Origin of the sequence: Kineococcus endophyticus, assembly GCF_040796495.1 — a bacterium.
GTDB lineage: Bacteria > Actinomycetota > Actinomycetes > Actinomycetales > Kineococcaceae > Kineococcus > Kineococcus endophyticus.
The window spans coordinates 221,722-237,871 of sequence record NZ_JBFNQN010000007.1 but is presented as its reverse complement, the minus strand read 5'-3'; the positions used below and the strand labels follow the sequence as shown (position 1 = coordinate 237,871).

The window sequence follows — 16,150 nt, the reverse complement described above, 5'->3', positions numbered from 1 at the left end:
GCCGGACCTGGCGGGGCCGCGCTGTCAGCCCAGCCGGTCCTTGAGGTCGGCGACCTGCGGCGAGACGGCCGGGTCCGTCCCCGACGCGAGCGCCAGGTAGGCCGCGGCGAAGTCGGTGCGGGCGATGAGCTGGGCGAGCCGCTGGGGCGGGGTCCCGTCGTCGGCGACGACCTCCGAGGTCCGCACTCCCGCGTCGGAGGCGGTCTGGGTGACGGCGTCGGCGAGGCGGCGGTCCTCGTCGCGCACGGCACCGGGGGCGTCGCGCAGGACGACGAGCCGCTGCCGCGGGCCGCTCGGCCCGTCGAGGAACGGGTCGGCGAAGACGTCGTCGACGCCGCCCGTGGCGAAGGGGCCGCCGAACGTCGCGACGACCTCGCTGGCGTCGTCCGGCAGCGCCCCGCTGACGGCGGGCACGCGGGCGGTGCGGGCCAGCATCGACGCGGCGCGCCGGGCCGCGGCGGCCGTGAGGTCGCCGTCGGCCAGGACGACCGGGACGGCGCCGGACAGCTCCAGCGCGAGGTTCTTGGCCGGGTTGACGAAGGTCTCGGTCCACGGACGGGACGCCTCGGCCTCGGCGTCGAGGCGGTCGGCCACCCCGGCGAGGTCGGCCGGGGAGGCCTTCAGCAGCGTCATGGCGTCGCAGGCGAGGAGGACGGGGGTCAGGAGCGACCACAGCGCCACGCGCGAGGACCGCGGGTCGCCGCCGTCGGCGCGGACGCCGCGGGCGGGCCGGACCTGCACGTTGCCGTTCCGCGCGCCGACCTCGGCCAGCGGGGAGCCCTCCCCCGCGACCGTGACGACGCGGGCCCCGCGGCGCGAGGCCTCCACCGCGAGCGCCACCGGGCCGGGCGCGCGCCCGGACAGCGAGACGGCGATGACGAGGTCCAGTGGTCCGACCCAGCTGGGCAGCGGGCCGCCGTGCCGGACGACGACCGGGACGGGGCAGTTCCGGCCGGCGAGGGCCAGGAGCACGTCGGCGACGGCGGAGCTGCCCGCGAGCGCGGCGACGACGACGGCGCGGGGCCGGTCGTCGTCGGCCAGGCGCGCGACCCCGGCCTCGGCAGAGAGGTCGAGCGCCTCGCGGACCTGGGCCCCGGCGCTGGCCAGGGCCCGCAGGACACCGCCGACGTCGGCCGCGGCGAGGGCGTCGCCGTCGGCCAGCAGCGTCTCGTCCAGGGCGGTCACGACGCCTCCCCGGCAGTCCCGGGGACGTCGAGGGCGGCGTCGGCCAGCAGCACGGGGACGCCGTCCACGACGGGGTAGCGGATGCCGTCAGCGGTGGCGAGGAACGGCGCGCCGTCGACGGTCACGGGGTGCAGCGGCTGACCCGTCAGCGGGCAGCGCAGGAGCTCCAGGACCCAGTCGGTCGCCTTCGAAACCTCGGCGGACTCCTGCGGGGCGCTCACGCCGACTCCCCGCGGACGATCGCGAGCACCCGGTCGCGGATCACGGCCATGGTGGCCTCGTCGGCGCCCTCGGCGTTCAGCCGCAGCAGGGGTTCGGTGTTGGAGGCCCGCAGGTTGAACCACCACATCGGTTGCGCCTGCGACGCCGGGTGGAACACCGTCACCCCGTCGAGCCGGTCGACCTCGAGCGTCTCCCCCTCGGCCGCGGCGGTCGCCGTGACCGCCTCGACGACGGCCTCGGTGACGGCGGCCGCGTCGTCGACGGTGGAGTTGATCTCCCCGCTGGCGGCGTACAGCTCGTACTCCGCGGCGAGCTCGGACAGCGGCCGGTCCTGCTCGGCGAGCGCGGCCAGGACGTGCATCGCCGCGAGCATGCCGGTGTCGGCCGACCAGAACTCGCGGAAGTAGTAGTGCGCGGAGTGCTCGCCGCCGAAGACGGCCCCCTCCTCGGCCATGCGCTGCTTGATGAAGGAGTGCCCGACACGCGTGCGGACGGGGGTTCCGCCGTCGGCGGTGATGATCTCCGGCACGGCCCGGGAGGTGATGAGGTTGTGGATCACGACGGGCTGGCGGCCGGCGCGCAGTTCCTTGGCGATCTCGCGCCGGGCGACCATCGCGGTGACGGCGCTGGGGCTGACGGGGTCGCCCTTCTCGTCGATCACGAAGCAGCGGTCGGCGTCGCCGTCGAAGGCCAGGCCGATGTCGGCGCCCTCGGCGGGGACGGCCCGCTGGAGGTCGACGAGGTTCGCCGGGTCCAGGGGGTTCGCCTCGTGGTTGGGGAACGTCCCGTCGAGCTCGAAGTACATCGGGACGACGTCCAGCGGCAGGGCGGGCAGCCCGGCGTCGTCGCCGAGGACGGCGGGAGCGGTGAACCCGCCCATCCCGTTGCCGGCGTCGACGACGACCTTGAGGCGGCGGCCCCCGGTGAGGTCGACGAGGGAGCGCAGGTGCGCGGCGTAGGCCTTCAGCAGGTCCTGCTCGTCGACGGTCCCGACGGCGCCGGTGCCGTCGGGGACCTCGCCGGAGTCGAGCCAGCTCTGGGCCAGCTCGCGCACGGCGGACAGGCCGGTGTCCTGGCCGACGGGCTTGGCGCCCGCGCGGCAGAGCTTGATGCCGTTGTACTGGGCGGGGTTGTGGCTGGCCGTGAACATGGCGCCGGGGACCTGCAGGAACCCGCTGGCGAAGTACAGGCCGTCGGTGGAGCAGAGGCCGATGACGGTGACGTCGACCCCGCGGGAGGCGACCCCGTCGGCGAACGCGGCGGACAGCTCCGGGGAGGAGGGCCGCATGTCGTACCCGACGACGGCCTTGGCGCCCTGGCCCGCGGGCGTCTCGGGCAGGACGACGACCTCGGCGAAGGCGGCGCCGATGGCGCGCACGACGCGGGCGTCGAGCTGGTCGGGGACGGTGCCCCGGACGTCGTAGGCCTTGATGACGGACGACAGGTTCACGGTCGGGGCGGTCACGCTCGGGAGCCTACAAGCGACACCCCGCAGCGCCCCTGTCGTGGAGCCCCGCGCTGCCCCGGCCGGGTGGTCCCGGGTGCTCTCAGCGCTTGCGCGACCGTTCCAGGACGCCGTCGACGGTGATGGGGCCGGCGGCGGACATCCAGCTGCGCTCCTCGCAGACGTGGCAGGACACGAACTGCACGGGGGTGCCGTCGGTGAGGGACATCGACAGCTGGGTGACGCGCTCGCTGCCGCAGTGCGCGCACACGGCGGTCTCGCGGTGGGCCGCCTGGGTCAGCGAGCCCAGCGGCGGGGCGGTGCGGGCGGCACGGGGACGGCGGGAGGCGCGGGGCGCGTTGGCGGCGGGCACGGGACTCCATCGGCAGGGTGCCCGCCGGGTTGAGTCCTCCGACCGGGTGACGCGAGGGAACCGGCCCCGGCGGCGCCGGGAGGGTCTCAGACCTGGTCGCGGTCCCCGATGACCCGCAGGTGCCCGCGGCGGACCGCGGGGGCGTCGGGGTCGATGGCCCGGGCGCCGCGGCCGGCGAGGGGACGGTCGCGGACGGCGTCCACGAGCGCGTCGAGGTCGTCGTGGTGCTTGGCCGCCTCGAGCAGCTCCGGGGCGAGGCGGACGACCTCCCAGCCGCGGGGGGCCGTCAGGCGCTCGGCGTGGACGGCGCACAGGTCGTAGGTGTGCGGTTCGGCGAACGTGGCGAGCGGACCCAGGACGGCGGTGGAGTCGCTGTAGACGTAGGTCAGGGTCGCCACGGCGGTGCCCCCGCAGGCGGTCCGCGAGCAGCGCCGGGCGCTGGGTGCGGTGGATCGGCCGGCTCCCGGGCGGGAGGCGTTCGTTCCTGGGGTGCGGGTGGTCACGCGCGGCACGCTACCCCGCACCCGGGGCGGTTGCTGTGCACCGTCGGGAGGGCGCGTCGCGGGGGACGGTCGCGGGTACTCTCGCCCGGTGGTCCTCCGACGCCGGGCGCAGACGCGCCCCCGCCGACGCCGTGACCGCCACGGTCGCGGCCTGCGCGGGCCGCTGCTGCCTGCGTCCCTGCCCGCCGCGCGGACGCGGGCCGAGCGCTTCGACGACCTCGTCCTGGACGCCGTGGAGCTGCTGGAGCGGCGCTGGGCCGAGCAGCTGGCGGGCGTGGAGTTCGCCGTGGAGGACGTGCCCCCGTCGGACCCGGCCCCCTGGGAGGACGACGTCGTGCCCCTGGGCCGGTTGTTCCCGGCCCAGGGGCAGCGTCCCGCCCGTGTCGTGCTCTACCGCCGGCCGCTGGAGACGCGGGCCGACGGCGACGACCTCGACGACCTCGTCGCCGACGTCGTGGTCGAGCAGGTGGCGCACCTGCTGGACCTGCCGCCCGAGGACGTGGACCCCCGCTACGGCGAGTGAGCCCTCGGGTGTCGAGCCGGTCAGGCCGCCTTGGCCCGCGACAGGATGAGCTGCAGCAGGGTGAGGACGGCGCGCTTGACGTCCTCGCGGCTGCGGGCGTCGAGGGCGACGACCGGGACCGCGGGGTCGACGTTGGCGGCGGCGCGGACCTGGTCCAGCGTCAGCTGGTCGCGGCCCGCGAAGGAGTTGACGGCCAGCACGAACGGCAGGCCGATCTTCTCGAAGTAGTCCAGCGCCACGAAGCAGTCGTCGATGCGGCTGGGGTCGACCAGGACGATGCCGCCGAGGGCCCCGTCCGCGAGGTCGTTCCACATGAAGCCGAACCGGTCCTGCCCGGGGGTGCCGAACATGTACAGGATGATGCTGTCGTCGATGGTGACGCGGCCGAAGTCCATGGCCACCGTCGTCGTCGTCTTCTGGCTGCCCTCCCCGGCGTAGTCGACGCCGAGCGAGGCCGAGGTCATGGCGGCCTCGGTGCTCAGCGGCTCGATCTCCGACAGCGCGCCGACGGTCGTGGTCTTGCCGACCCCGAACCCGCCGGAGACCAGGATCTTCACCGGGATGGGCGGTCGTTTCACGGCGACGGGAGCGGACGGCCGGACGTCAGAGGGCAGCGACACCGTTGATCAACCTCTCGATGAACGAGACGTCGAACGCGAGGGACTTCGCGGTGGACGTCGTGATGAGCAGTTCACGGCCGACGAGGTCGCCGACCAGGACCTGGGCGACGCCCAGGGGGATGCCGACGAGGGCGGCCACCTCGGCGACCGACCGCGCCTGCGCGCAGACCTGCAGGACCTGGCCGGGTTCGAAGGCGAGGGCACCGGAGGCCACCGCCTGCTCCCCCTGCGGGGTCAGGACGGCGGTGGTCTCCATGGCGATCCCGGCCGTGCCGCCGCCCGTGCGACCGCCCGTCAGGAGGTAGGCGCGGACCTCATCGTGCGCCTCCCCCGGCTCCTCGGCCGGCCCGGCCTCCGGGTGCCCGGCGGCCGGAGCGGTGGTGGGGGCGGGTGCCCCGGCACCGAGGAACGGGCGGTCGAACTCGTCGAAGTCGTCGAACTCCGCGAACTCGTCGGGGTTCACAGCTGCAGGGACGTCTTCAGCTCGGTGACGAGCTCGGGCGTGAGCAGCGAGCCGACGCGCTCGACGAGCATCGTCGTCTCGTAGCCGACGAGCCCGAGGTCGCAGTCGGCGGAGGTGACGACACCGAGGCAGGCGCGCCCGGCGATCGAGGACACCAGCAGGTACCCCGAGCCGAACTCGGTGATGACCTGGCTCAGCGGGCCCTTGGACAGCAGGCGGGAGGCCGAGACGGCCAGCGTCGTCAGGCCCGACACCGTGGCGGCGAGCTTGTCGGCGTCGGCGCGGACCAGGTCGGCCCGCATCGTCATGAGCAGCCCGTCCGAGGACACCCCGATGGCCTGTTCCACGCCGGGGGTCTGGGCGACGAAGCGCTCGAGCAGGAAGTTGACGTCCTGCGCGTTCTGGCTGACGGTGCTGACGGTGCTGACGGACATGGTCACTCGCTCTCGGGGGACGCGTCGGAGGACTGCTCGGCGCTCTCGCGACGGGCGCGGGAGACACCGCTCTGCAGGCCGGACAGGCCGCGGCGGACCTGCTCGGCGGAACGGGACGTGGTCGCCGTCGCGGCGGCGTCCTCCCCGGTGTCCGGCAGCTGGGCGCCGCGGACGCGGGTCGGCACGACCGGCGCGGCCGGGGCCGGCACCTCGACGGGCAGGGAGGCCACGACGGGGCCCGACCCGGTGTCGGCGGTGCGGCCGAGGTCACGGCCGAGCTCGCCGAGCTGGGCACCGCGGACGCGGGCCGAGGGGACGGCCGGGGCCGACTCCTGGACCGGAGCCGGCGCGGGGGCCGGGACCGGGGCGGGCGCCGCGACGGGAGCGGCCGGGGCGACGGGAGCGGCCGGGGCGACGGGCGCCACGTGGGCGACCGGAGCGGCGACCGGAGCGGCGACCGGAGCAGCCGGGGCCACGGGGGCCTCGACGACCGGGGCGGCCTGGACCGCCGCGACGGCGGCGACGAGCGCGGGCTCGGCGACCGGGACGACCGGCGCGGTCACCGGGGCGACCGCGGCAGCGGCCTCGACGGGGGCCTCGACCGGGGCACCAGCCGGGGCCTCGACGAGGAGCGACGGCGGCAGGGTGACGGTCGCGACGATGCCGGCGCTCGCACCGGCGGACAGGACGACGCCCATCGACCAGCGGTCGGCCAGCAGACCGACGACGTGGTGACCGAGGAGGCGGGAGTCCGGACGGGTCAGCGCCGCGTAGGCGATGCGGCTGTTGGCCTCCTCGAGCTCCTCGGCGCTCATGCCGATGCCGGCGTCGGCGATGGCGATGCGGTAGCCGCCCTCGAGGGTGGCGGTGCCGGTGACGACGACGCGGGTGCTGCCGGCGGAGAAGGCGGTGGCGTTCTCCAGCAGCTCGGCCAGGAGGTGCGTGGTGTCGGCGGCGGCGCTGCCGTGCAGCGTGACGTCGTCGAGGGTGGACAGGTCGACGCGGGAGTAGTCCTCGATCTCGGCCAGCGAGGCGCGGACGACGCTGGCGACCTTGACCGGACGGGTCTTCGCGCGGGTCTGCTCCGCACCGGCCAGGACGAGCATCGACTCGGCGTTGCGGCGGACGCGGGTGGAGAGGTGGTCGAGCTTGAACAGCTTGTCGAGGACCTGCGGGTCCCGCTCGTTGCGCTCCAGGTCGGCCAGGAAGGCCAGGGTGCGGCTCAGGAGGTTCTGGTTGCGGCGGCCGAGGTTGACGAGCATCTCGGCGGCGGCGCGGTCGGCGCGGTGCTGCTCGACGGCGAGGTCGAGGGCGCTGTCCTGCACGTGGTTGAACGCGACGGCCAGGTCGGCCAGCTCGTCCTTGGTGGTGACGGAGAACGCGGGCAGCGTGGGCGGCGTCGCGTCGGCCGGCAGCGCGCGGACCGCGGTGATGGCCTCGGGCAGGCGCTGGGAGGCGACCTCGTCGGCGCGGGCGGTGAGCGCGCGCAGCGGGACGACGACGGTGCGGATCAGGGCCAGCAGCATGAGGGCCACGAGCACGACGGCCAGGACGGCGAAGCCGACGATGAAGCCCTGGGCCAGGCGCGCGGTGTGCGCGGCGGAGGCCTGGGCGGCGGCGTCGCGCGCCTCGACGGACGCCTTCAGCTGGTCGGTCAGCGTGACGATCTTGGCGAAGGTGTCGAGGCCGTTCTGCAGGTAGCCCTCGGCGTCGGCGACGCGGTTGTCGCGGTAGGCGATCTGCGCGCGGTTGTTGGCGTCGATCCAGTTGTCCCACAGCAGGATGAGCTGCTTGTTCATGGCCTGCTCGGACGGGGTCATGATGCTGAGCGGGGCGGTGAGCAGGTCCAGCCGCAGGCCCGCCTTGTCCTTCTCCAGGCCGACGAGGCTCGGGGAGGCCGGGTCCAGCGCAGCCTGCGTGCCCTTGCGGTAGGTGTCGAGCGCCAAGCCGGTCTGCCAGCCGGAGACGTCGGCGCCCCAGAACTTCTGCTGGCTCGCGTACGCCACCACCTTGGCGGTGTTGCGGGTCTGCTCCACGGCCTCGGTCTGGGCCTGGTTCCCGACGTAGGCGACCACGCCGGTGAGCAGGGTCAGCGCCAGGATCACCCCGAACGCGATGGCGAAGCGTGCGCCCACCCGGACGCGACGCAACAAGAAGGTCATCCTTGCTCCTCTTCCAGCGGGCGTCCTCGGACGAGGCGCACCGGACAGTCGTCGATGACGTGCTCGCCGGGGAACCGGCGCTGGATGAGTGATCGTCGGATCTTCTAGGGGCCTTCAGCCGCCGAACGGATGATTCGTGAATCGTTTTTTCTAGAAGATCGGCGTTCGGAGCGGGCCGGTCAGCGCTGCCAGAGGAGGGCGGCCAGCTCGGAGGCGACCGCTGCCGGGGCGGGGTCCGCGCCCGCCTCGGACTCCCGCGTCGTCAGCTCGACGACCTGCACCTGCGCCAGACCGTCCGGGCCGGCGTGCACGCGGACACCGTGCCCGCCGGAGGACAGTCCGAGGAGGACGTCGAAGCCGGGGGTGTCGGCGGCGAGGTGGGCGACGGCCATCACCGCGCGCCCCAGGTGCCCGTCCGGGTCGACGTCGTGGGCGTCGAGCGAAGCCGCGGCCAGGGCCGTCTCGAACTCGTCGCGCACCTGGCGCTCCTGGCGGACGTGGCCCTCGAGGCGGGAGGCGACGGCTTGGCGTCGCTCCCAGATCGACTGGTTCATCGCTTCCCTCCCGTGCTCGGCGGACCGGCGGTCCACCCCGACCTGTCTTCTCGGCACGTCGGGGCCCCGACTTCAGCAGGGTCGCGCCACCACCGCCCGGGCGCCCGGGAAGGACACCCGGTCAGCGGTGCGCCGCGCGGTGGGTCAGCTGATGCGGCGCTTGAGGCGGCGGCGCTCGCGCTCGCTCAGACCGCCCCAGATGCCGAAGCGCTCGTCGTTGCCGAGCGCGTACTCCAGGCACTCCTGGCGGACCTCGCAGGACTGGCAGACCCGCTTGGCCTCCCGCGTCGAGCCACCCTTCTCCGGGAAGAACGCCTCGGGGTCGGTCTGCGCGCACAGGGCCAGCTCCTGCCAGCCCGGGTCCTCCGGCGTCAGGCCCGACAGGCCCGTGAGCCCGCCGGTCATCTCCACGAGCGTCAGCTCGGGGCGCCCGTCGGCGCTCAACCCCAGCGCGGAACGCTCGGCCAGGGCCGCGTCGACAGCCTCGTCGGAGATCGTGTCCTCGGTCTCGAGTTCGAGGTATTCGACGTCGTCACTCACTGGTGGCCCCCACAGCCTCGGTCCTGTCACTCCCCGTGATGTGCCAGTCACCCTGCGACCACCACTGGGGGAATTACACGCGTGTCGTCCCGGAGAGTCAAGCCCGCCGTGGTATCCCGTGCTGCACTTGCGAAGACCCTGACCACATCCGTCACTCCAGGCACACGAGCGCACACGTCCGAGGGTGCGTCCGACCGGGTGACGCGGAGGGTCCGGGAGGGCGACAGGGGATGATGACGACCGTGAGCGACGTGAACGGACCCGGCCGACCCCTGCGGATCACGGCCCTCGCCGGCGGTGTCGGCGGGGCGCGGTTCCTGCGCGGGCTGCTGGCGCACCTGGCGGCCTCCCCCGACCCCGCGCGGCGCGAGGCGCAGGTCACGGTCGTCAGCAACACGGCCGACGACGTCACCTTCCACGGTCTGCGGATCTCCCCCGACCTCGACTCCGTCATGTACACCCTCGGCGGCGGCATCGACGAGGTCCGCGGCTGGGGCCGCGCGCAGGAGTCGTCCGGGGTCGCCGACGAGCTGGCCGCCTACGGCGCCGAGCCCTCGTGGTTCACGCTCGGGGACAAGGACATCGCCACGCACCTCGTGCGGACGCGGATGCTCGCCGAGGGCGCGACCCTGTCGGAGGTCACGGCGCACCTGTGCGCGCGGTGGGCCCCCGGTGTCCGCCTGCTGCCGATGACCGACGACGTCGTCGAGACGCACGTCGACCTCGCCGACGGTCCCGACGGGGCCGAGCGCCGCGTCCACTTCCAGGAGTGGTGGGTCCGCCTGCACGCCGCCGTCCCCGCCGTCCGCATCGAGGCCGTGGGCGCCGAGCAGGCCTCCCCCGCCCCCGGCGTCCTCGACGCGCTGCGCGAGGCCGACGTCGTCGTCCTGCCGCCGAGCAACCCCGTCGTGTCCATCGGCACCGTCCTGCAGGTCCCGGGGATCCGGCGGGCGATCGTCGAGACGGCCGCGCCCGTCGTGGGGGTCTCCCCCGTCATCGCCGGCGCCCCCGTGCGCGGGATGGCCGACGCGTGCCTGGCCGCGATCGGCGTGCCGACGACGGCCGCCGCGGTCGCCGGCCTCTACGCCGACTTCCTCGACGGCTGGCTCATCGCCGCGGGCGACGAGGCCCCCACCCGCCCCGGTCTCGTCGTGCGCCGCCGTCCGCTGCTCATGAGCTCGCCCACCGCGACGGCCGAGCTCGCCGGTGCCGCCCTCGACCTGGCGCTGGAGCTCGCCGGACGGGAACGCGCCGCGTGAGCGCCCACCACGGTCCCGGGCACCTGCAGGTCGTCGGGCTCACGGGCATCGGCGAGGTCCACGACGGCGACGACGTCGCCGCGCTCGTCGTCGACGCCCTGCACGCCCAGCGCGCCTCCCTGTCCGACGGCGACGTCATCGCGGTCTCGAGCAAGGTCGTCAGCAAGGCCGCCGGCCTCGCCGCGGCGGCCGTCGACCGCGACGAGGTCGTCCTGCGCGAGTCCCGCCGGCTCGTGGCCGCGCGCCGCACCCCCACGGGTGTCGCGCGGATCGTGGAGTCGGCCGCCGGACCCGTCATGGCGGCCGCCGGCGTCGACGCCTCCAACGTCGAGGGCGACGTCGTCCTCACGCTGCCGCACGACCCCGACGCCGCGGCCCGCGAGCTGCGCGCCCGGCTGCACGAGCTGACCGGCGCCGTCGTCGGCGTCGTGGTCACCGACACCGCGGGGCGGCCGTGGCGGGCCGGGCAGACCGACTTCGCCCTCGGCGCCGCCGGGATCGACGCGGTGGAGGACCTGCGCGGCAGCCTCGACACCTCCGGACGGGAGCTGTCGGTGACGGCGCGCGCCGTCGTCGACGAGCTGGCCGCGGCCGCGGACCTCGTCAAGGGCAAGGCCGAGGGGGTTCCGGCCGCGCTGTTCCGCGGGCTCGCCGACCTCGTCCTCCCGCTGGACGACCCCGGTCCCGGCGCCCGCTCGCTCGTGCGGTCGGGGGCGAGCGACTGGTTCCGCCTCGGCCACGTCGAGGCCGTGCGGGCCGCGCTGGGGGCCGGTGGTGTCGAACCCCCGCCCGTCGTGCCCGGAACCCTCACCGAACGGCTCGACCGGGCCGCCGCGGTCGCCCTCGCCGCCGGTCCCGTGACGGGCGGGGTCGTGCGCCGCGAAGGCCCGGCCCTGCGCGTCGAGGCCGCCGACGAGTTCTCCCTCGGGGCGCTGACCCAGCGCGTGCTGGCGGCGCTGTGGACGGAGTTCCTCGTGGGGCTCGTGGACAGGGACGCGGACCGGGAACCCCTCGCCGTCCTCGTCCGCACCGTCGAACTCCCGCGCTGAGCCGTGGCGTCGGGGGCGGGCTGGGTCGACCTGTCCCGGCCCGTGCGGCCGGGGATGCCCGTGTACCCGGGAGACCCGGAGTTCGCCGCGCACCCGCTGCCGACGGTCGACGGTGAGTTCTGCCGCGTGAGTTCCCTGTCCTTGGGGACCCACACGGGAACCCACGTCGACGCCCCCGCCCACGTCGTCCCCGACGGCCCGACGGTCGAGGAACTCCCCCTCGACCTGTTCGCCGGGCCGGCCGTCGTGCTCGACGTCCGCGGGGCCGCAGCGGTGGGTCCGGAACTCCTCGGACCCTGGACGTCCGACGCGCGGATCGCGTTGCTGCGCACCGGGTGGGACGAGCACTCCGGAACCCCTGAGGAGTTCGACCACCCCCACCTGACGGTCGCGGCGGCGCGGTTCCTGCGGTCCGTCGGCGTGCGGACGGTCGGCATCGACGCGGCGAGCGTCGACGGCCCCGGAACCCTCGCCGCGCACCGGGTGCTGCTCGGGGACCGGGCCGACCCGGGCGTCGTCGTGGAGAACCTGCGGGGGCTGGGGGACCTGCCGCGGCGGGTGGAGTTCGCCGCGTTCGGGTGGGCCCTGACCGCTGGGGACGGGTCGCCCGTGCGGGCCGTCGCGCGCGCCCTGGCGTAGTTCAGCGCGCGGCGCGGACCGCGCGGTTCGGGGTGTGCGTCGGGAGGGTCATCTTCGGCCCCCGGCGCGGCCGGTACGCGCCCGCGAACTCCAGGAGCCGTTGCACCCGGAACCGGTGGCCGCGGTAGCACTCGATGACCTCGGCGCAGCCGGCGTCGTCGAGGACCTCCCCGGTCAGCGCCCACGAGACGTTCTTGGCGACGTGGTAGTCGCCGAAGCTGAACGCGTCGGCGTGGCCGTGGGCGCGCTGGCGGACCTCGGCCGACGTCCACACCCCGACCCCCGGCAGCGAGCGCAGGGCCCGGTCGGCCTCGTCGGGGCCCAGGGACAGCGTGCGTTCCAGACCGGCCGCGCGCGGGGCCGCGAGGATCGTCACCTTGCGACGGCGCAGCTCGACCCCGGCCTGCAACCACTCCCAGGAGGGGATGCGCAGCCACTGCTGCGGGGTCGGCGGCAGGAGCAGCCCCGCCGGACCCGGCGCGGGTTCGCCGAAGCGGTGGACGAGGCGGCGCTAGGCTGCGAACGCCTCGACGCCCGTCACGACCTGCTCCAGGGCCGAGGCCGACAGGGCCTCGAAGACGGCGCGGTTGCGGCCCACCCGCCAGTGCGGGTGCGCGCGCCAGGACTCGACGAGGACGGTGTGCTCGGGGCGCGGCACGAACTCGTCCCACGTGTCGTCGGCGGCGCCGAGCAGCTCGGGCACCCCGTCCAGCGCCCAGTCCGCCCCCGGTCCCCACGCCTGGGCGTGCACCGAGGCGTCCGCCGGCCGGGCCCGCACACGCAGGACGACGGGTCCGTCCGGGGTGCGGGTGGCCCGCCAGACGGAGCCGTCGGCGTCCTGCCGGTAGGTCGGGTCGCCCCCGCCGCGGCGCAGCGGCCGCAGCATCGCGGTGACGGGGACGGGCCGGCCGGGGGCCCAGTGCAGCTCCCCGTCCGGACTCATGCCTCCACGGTAAGCGCCGGGGCGGCCTGGTCGGGACGGCTCGCGGGACGGCGGGTGGCCAGGTACGAACCGGCCAGGACGAGGGCGAAACCGGCGATCGTCGTGGCGGTGATGCGCTCCCCCAGCACGACCGCCCCGGCCACCACCGCGACGACCGGGTTGACGTAGACGATCGCCGTGGCCCGGACGGGGCCGATCTCGCCGACGAGGGCGAAGAGCAGCAGGAACGCCCCTGCGGTGCAGACGAGGGCGAGCACCGCGACGGAGGCGATGACCCCGCCGGAGGGGACCGTCGCCGGCAGGCCCGGACCGAGGGCGACGACCGGCACGTAGACGAGGGCGGACAGCACGAGGCTGGCCAGCACGACGGCCGTCCCCGGCAGGTCGCCGAGGTGCCGGGCCAGCACGGCCGGCCCGATCGCGTAGCCCACGACGACGACGGCGAGCTCGGCGACGGCCCCGAACTGCCCGGGCTGCAGGTCGAAGCCCACGAGCGTCGCCACCCCGAGGGTGCCGAGGGCGAGCCCGGTCCACCCCACCGCGCCGAGGTGCTCGGCACGGCGCGAGGCGAGGGCCACCAGGACGCCGACGACCGGGACGGCGGAGATGACGACGGCCGTCGTCGAGCTGGGCAGGTCGTGCTCGGCGCGGGCCAGGAAGAGCCACGGGCCGACGATCTCGAACCCGGTGTAGGCGGCGACGGCCTTCCACCGGCGCGCCAGCGCGGGCAGCGCCTCGCGGACCTCGCGACGGGCCAGCGCGAACGGGGCGAGGACGACGGCCGCCAGGGCGGTGCGGGCGAGGACGAGGGTGGACGGGGCCAGCTCCTCGCCGGCGATCTTGATGAGCAGGTACGGGATGCCCCAGGCGAGGCCGAGGGCGGCGAAGAGCAGAGCGGCACGGCGGGTCACCCCCCGATCGTCGCGCCCCCGACACCGTTCAGTCCAGCTAGAGTTTCCGCATGAGTCTCGACAGCGAGGACTTCACGATCGACTTGCGGCGGCTGCGTCTCCTGCGCGAGGTGGAACGCCGCGGCACCGTCGCAGCCACGGCCGCCGCCCTGCACCTGACCCCGTCGGCCGTGTCGCAGCAGCTGGCCGGCCTGGCCCGCGACCTCGACGTCCCCCTCCTGGAGCGGCAGGGCCGGGGCGTCCGCCTCACCGGCCAGGCGCGGGTGCTCCTCGCCCACGCGGACACCGTTGCGGCACAGCTGGAACGTGCACGCGCCGACCTGCTCGCCTTCGACGCCGGACTGGTCGGGGAGGTCCGCGTGGGGACGATGGCGAGCGCCGTCTACGCCGTCGTCGGCCCCGCGTTGCGGACCCTGCGCGCCGACCGTCCGGGCGTGCGGCTGCTCGTGCGCGAACGGGAACCGGTCGACGCCGTCGCCGGGCTGGACGCCGGGGACCTCGACATCGTCGTCACGGTCGACCACCCGGCGGGCCCGCGGCGCGACGACGCCCGCTACGACCGGGTCGACCTGCTCACCGACGTCCTCGACGTCCTGCTGCCCGCCGGCCACCCCTTGGCCGACCGGGACGAGCTGGACCTCGCCGCGCTCGCGCACGAGGAGTGGGTGGCGGCCGCGACCGACGACGCGTGCGCGCAGATCACCGCGGGCGCGTGCGCCGCCGCCGGGTTCTCCCCCGACGTGCGGCACCACACCTCCGAGTACGACGCCCTGGCCGCCCTCGTCGCCGCGGGAGCCGGCGTCGCCCTCGTCCCGCGGCTGGCGCACCCGCTGCGCCCGGACGGGTTGCGGGTGGTCCCGTTGACGGGCCAGCCACCGGCCCGGTCGATCTACGCGGCCACGCGCGCCGGACGCGGGACGGACGCGCCGACGGCCGCGGTGCTCGAGGCGTTCCGGCAGGTCGCGGCAGCGCGGCCGGACGGGGTCGGGTGAGGGACTCGGACGGGGGCGACCACGGCGACGACCACCCCGTAGGGCTGGTCGTTCGCGGGGCCCGGAACGGGTCAGCGGTCCCCGCGGACCGTCGCGTACAGCAGCAGGTCCCGACGCCGGCCGCCGATCTCCTGGTGACCGCGGAGCAGTCCCTCACGGCGGTAGCCCGCCCGCTCCGCCGAGCGGACCGACGCCTCGTTCCACGGTTCGACGCGCAGTTCGACGCGGTGGGCACCGGGCACGGTCCAGGCGAAGGAGGTGAGCGCCGTGAGGGCGGCGGCTGCGACACCGCGCCCGCGCGCCGAGGGCGCCACGGCGTACCCGACGGACAACCGGCCCTCGTCGAGGTCACGGACCCACAACCCGATCTGCCCGAGGGCCTCGTCGGTGGCGTGGTCGGCGATCGCGAGGGCGTACCCCACCCCCTCCGCGAAGCGTCCCCGCTGCCGCCGCACCCAGGCGAGCGCCTCGTCCGCGTCCGCGTGGGCCGGCAGCGACCCGGTGAGGGGGACGTAGGGGTCCGTCGCCAGCTCGACGGCCATCGCGACGTCGCCGTCACGGAAGGGGCGCAGGGCGACCGGTCCGGCCGGGAGCCGGTCCGGCACGGGCGGCAGGTCGGGGTGGACCGCGGACACCGGTCCATCGTGGGGCACGCCGTCAGCGAACGCCCCCTCCCACGCCTTGACGCTGCAACCGCGTAATCCTGTAATTGCTGCATGAGCGACACGGCAGACATCGCAGCCTGGTTCACCGGCCGGCTGCCGCAGGACTGGTTCGAGACCGCCCCGTCGGTCTCCGTCGACCGCGAGGAGATCGTGGTCACCGGGCGGCTCCCCCTTCCCACCGAGGTGCCCGCCGAGGGCGGGGCCGCCGCCGCCCGCCGCGGCGAGGCGGGCCGGATCGCGCGGTTCCGCGAGGAGACCCGCGGGGCCCGCATGCGCATCGCCGACGAGGCCGAGTCCCTCTTCGGCCGCAAGGTCGCCTGGGGCGCGGCCTGCGGGGAGAGCGAGGAACTCTTCACCAACCTCGCGACCCCCGTCATGACCCGGCTGCGCCAGCCGCAGCGCCAGGTGCTCGACACGCTCGTCGACGCCGGCGTCGCCCGGACCCGGTCCGAGGCGCTCGCCTGGTGCGTGCGGCTCGTCGGGCAGCACCAGCAGGAGTGGATCGAGCAGCTGCGCAGCGCCCTCGCCGGGGTGCGGGAGGCCCGGGCCGCCGGACCCGTCTGAGGACCGCCCTTCGCCTCGGTCCGGTGACGGCCTCGTTGCCTCCCCGAGGTCGGTCACCGTCCGCGGTGGGCCACCGCGGCCACCTGCCGGCCGCGCGCCCGGCCG

Annotated in this window: 21 protein-coding genes; 6 read left to right on the top strand and 15 right to left on the bottom strand. The window is 75.5% G+C overall.

The features are described from left to right. Positions 1-24 precede the first annotated feature (24 nt). The 5 genes from AB1207_RS12025 to AB1207_RS12005 form a co-directional block, all read right to left on the bottom strand. On the bottom strand, positions 25-1,185 hold the full coding sequence (locus AB1207_RS12025; protein ID WP_367638568.1) for an SIS domain-containing protein: 1,161 nt from the start codon (positions 1,183-1,185) through the stop codon (positions 25-27). After that, positions 1,182-1,406 (bottom strand): Trm112 family protein, encoded by a 225-nt coding sequence (locus AB1207_RS12020; protein ID WP_367638567.1) that lies wholly within the window; start codon positions 1,404-1,406, stop codon positions 1,182-1,184. Before AB1207_RS12020 ends, AB1207_RS12025 begins: the two co-directional genes overlap by 4 nt. Further along, complete coding sequence (locus AB1207_RS12015; protein WP_367638566.1) at positions 1,403-2,872, bottom strand: phosphomannomutase/phosphoglucomutase; 1,470 nt, start codon at positions 2,870-2,872, stop codon at positions 1,403-1,405. Before AB1207_RS12015 ends, AB1207_RS12020 begins: the two co-directional genes overlap by 4 nt. Positions 2,873-2,954: 82 nt before the next feature. After that, positions 2,955-3,224: a hypothetical protein gene (locus AB1207_RS12010; RefSeq protein WP_367638564.1), complete on the bottom strand. Its 270-nt coding sequence runs from the start codon at positions 3,222-3,224 to the stop codon at positions 2,955-2,957. Between the two features lie 86 nt (positions 3,225-3,310). Next, complete coding sequence (locus AB1207_RS12005) at positions 3,311-3,727, bottom strand: DUF3499 domain-containing protein (RefSeq protein WP_367638563.1); 417 nt, start codon at positions 3,725-3,727, stop codon at positions 3,311-3,313. Positions 3,728-3,815: 88 nt separating this feature from the next. On the opposite strand from AB1207_RS12005, the gene AB1207_RS12000 reads away from it, so the two are divergent. Next, a complete protein-coding gene (locus tag AB1207_RS12000; protein ID WP_367638561.1) occupies positions 3,816-4,250 on the top strand; it encodes a metallopeptidase family protein in 435 nt (144 codons plus the stop codon). Positions 4,251-4,270: 20 nt separating this feature from the next. Here the strand turns inward: AB1207_RS12000 and AB1207_RS11995 are convergent, their stop codons facing one another. From AB1207_RS11995 to AB1207_RS11970, 6 genes are all read right to left on the bottom strand, one after another. Continuing rightward, the gene (locus AB1207_RS11995; RefSeq protein ID WP_367638560.1) at positions 4,271-4,870 is read right to left on the bottom strand and encodes a GTP-binding protein; all 600 of its coding nucleotides are present in this window, start codon (positions 4,868-4,870) and stop codon (positions 4,271-4,273) included. Next, positions 4,854-5,333, bottom strand: a complete 480-nt coding sequence (locus tag AB1207_RS11990; RefSeq protein WP_367638558.1) for a DUF742 domain-containing protein — start codon at positions 5,331-5,333, stop codon at positions 4,854-4,856. Before AB1207_RS11990 ends, AB1207_RS11995 begins: the two co-directional genes overlap by 17 nt. After that, positions 5,330-5,767, bottom strand: a complete 438-nt coding sequence (locus tag AB1207_RS11985; RefSeq protein ID WP_367638556.1) for a roadblock/LC7 domain-containing protein — start codon at positions 5,765-5,767, stop codon at positions 5,330-5,332. Before AB1207_RS11985 ends, AB1207_RS11990 begins: the two co-directional genes overlap by 4 nt. 2 nt (positions 5,768-5,769) lie before the next feature. Beyond that, positions 5,770-7,929: a HAMP domain-containing protein gene (locus AB1207_RS11980; RefSeq protein ID WP_367638554.1), complete on the bottom strand. Its 2,160-nt coding sequence runs from the start codon at positions 7,927-7,929 to the stop codon at positions 5,770-5,772. 179 nt (positions 7,930-8,108) lie between these two features. Then, the gene (locus AB1207_RS11975) at positions 8,109-8,483 is read right to left on the bottom strand and encodes a hypothetical protein (protein WP_367638552.1); all 375 of its coding nucleotides are present in this window, start codon (positions 8,481-8,483) and stop codon (positions 8,109-8,111) included. 144 nt (positions 8,484-8,627) lie between these two features. Next, entirely contained in the window at positions 8,628-8,888 is a 261-nt protein-coding gene (locus AB1207_RS11970) for a WhiB family transcriptional regulator (RefSeq protein ID WP_328296267.1), read from the bottom strand. 368 nt (positions 8,889-9,256) lie between these two features. Between AB1207_RS11970 and cofD the strand changes: the two genes are divergently transcribed. The 3 genes from cofD to AB1207_RS11955 are packed head-to-tail and all read left to right on the top strand — an operon-like array spanning position 9,257 to position 11,970. Continuing rightward, positions 9,257-10,282, top strand: a complete 1,026-nt coding sequence (gene cofD / locus AB1207_RS11965) for a 2-phospho-L-lactate transferase (protein ID WP_437178920.1) — start codon at positions 9,257-9,259, stop codon at positions 10,280-10,282. Further along, complete coding sequence (gene cofE / locus AB1207_RS11960) at positions 10,279-11,331, top strand: coenzyme F420-0:L-glutamate ligase (RefSeq protein ID WP_367638551.1); 1,053 nt, start codon at positions 10,279-10,281, stop codon at positions 11,329-11,331. Before cofD ends, cofE begins: the two co-directional genes overlap by 4 nt. Before the next feature lie 3 nt (positions 11,332-11,334). Continuing rightward, positions 11,335-11,970, top strand: coding sequence for a cyclase family protein (locus tag AB1207_RS11955; RefSeq protein WP_367638549.1), 636 nt, complete (start codon positions 11,335-11,337; stop codon positions 11,968-11,970). Between the two features lies 1 nt (position 11,971). Here AB1207_RS11955 and AB1207_RS11950 read toward each other — a convergent pair whose 3' ends face one another. The 3 genes from AB1207_RS11950 to AB1207_RS11940 form a co-directional block, all read right to left on the bottom strand. Further along, positions 11,972-12,346 (bottom strand): DNA glycosylase family protein, encoded by a 375-nt coding sequence (locus tag AB1207_RS11950; protein WP_367638548.1) that lies wholly within the window; start codon positions 12,344-12,346, stop codon positions 11,972-11,974. 135 nt (positions 12,347-12,481) lie between these two features. Then, complete coding sequence (locus AB1207_RS11945) at positions 12,482-12,913, bottom strand: DNA glycosylase family protein (RefSeq protein WP_367638546.1); 432 nt, start codon at positions 12,911-12,913, stop codon at positions 12,482-12,484. After that, on the bottom strand, positions 12,910-13,824 hold the full coding sequence (locus AB1207_RS11940; RefSeq protein WP_367638544.1) for a DMT family transporter: 915 nt from the start codon (positions 13,822-13,824) through the stop codon (positions 12,910-12,912). Before AB1207_RS11940 ends, AB1207_RS11945 begins: the two co-directional genes overlap by 4 nt. 50 nt (positions 13,825-13,874) lie before the next feature. On the opposite strand from AB1207_RS11940, the gene AB1207_RS11935 reads away from it, so the two are divergent. Continuing rightward, on the top strand, positions 13,875-14,816 hold the full coding sequence (locus tag AB1207_RS11935) for a LysR substrate-binding domain-containing protein (protein ID WP_367638542.1): 942 nt from the start codon (positions 13,875-13,877) through the stop codon (positions 14,814-14,816). Between the two features lie 71 nt (positions 14,817-14,887). Here AB1207_RS11935 and AB1207_RS11930 read toward each other — a convergent pair whose 3' ends face one another. Beyond that, positions 14,888-15,451 carry a GNAT family N-acetyltransferase gene (locus tag AB1207_RS11930; protein WP_367638541.1) on the bottom strand — a complete coding sequence of 188 codons (564 nt, stop codon included), beginning with the start codon at positions 15,449-15,451 and terminating at the stop codon, positions 14,888-14,890. A gap of 81 nt (positions 15,452-15,532) precedes the next feature. On the opposite strand from AB1207_RS11930, the gene abmR reads away from it, so the two are divergent. Then, positions 15,533-16,045, top strand: a complete 513-nt coding sequence (gene abmR / locus AB1207_RS11925) for an ATP-binding transcription factor AbmR (protein ID WP_367638539.1) — start codon at positions 15,533-15,535, stop codon at positions 16,043-16,045. Positions 16,046-16,150 lie beyond the last annotated feature (105 nt).

Bases quoted from the DNA above. Each gene is read 5' to 3' on its own strand.
- AB1207_RS11980 (WP_367638554.1), bottom strand. From the start codon at position 7,929: ATGACCTTCTTGTTGCGTCGCGTCCGGGTGGGCGCACGCTTCGCCATC.
- AB1207_RS11970 (WP_328296267.1), bottom strand. From the start codon at position 8,888: ATGACCGGCGGGCTCACGGGCCTGTCGGGCCTGACGCCGGAGGACCCG.
- AB1207_RS11945 (WP_367638546.1), bottom strand. From the start codon at position 12,913: ATGAGTCCGGACGGGGAGCTGCACTGGGCCCCCGGCCGGCCCGTCCCC.
- AB1207_RS11985 (WP_367638556.1), bottom strand. From the start codon at position 5,767: ATGTCCGTCAGCACCGTCAGCACCGTCAGCCAGAACGCGCAGGACGTC.
- cofD (WP_437178920.1), top strand. From the start codon at position 9,257: ATGACGACCGTGAGCGACGTGAACGGACCCGGCCGACCCCTGCGGATC.
- abmR (WP_367638539.1), top strand. From the start codon at position 15,533: ATGAGCGACACGGCAGACATCGCAGCCTGGTTCACCGGCCGGCTGCCG.
- AB1207_RS11975 (WP_367638552.1), bottom strand. From the start codon at position 8,483: ATGAACCAGTCGATCTGGGAGCGACGCCAAGCCGTCGCCTCCCGCCTC.
- AB1207_RS11935 (WP_367638542.1), top strand. From the start codon at position 13,875: ATGAGTCTCGACAGCGAGGACTTCACGATCGACTTGCGGCGGCTGCGT.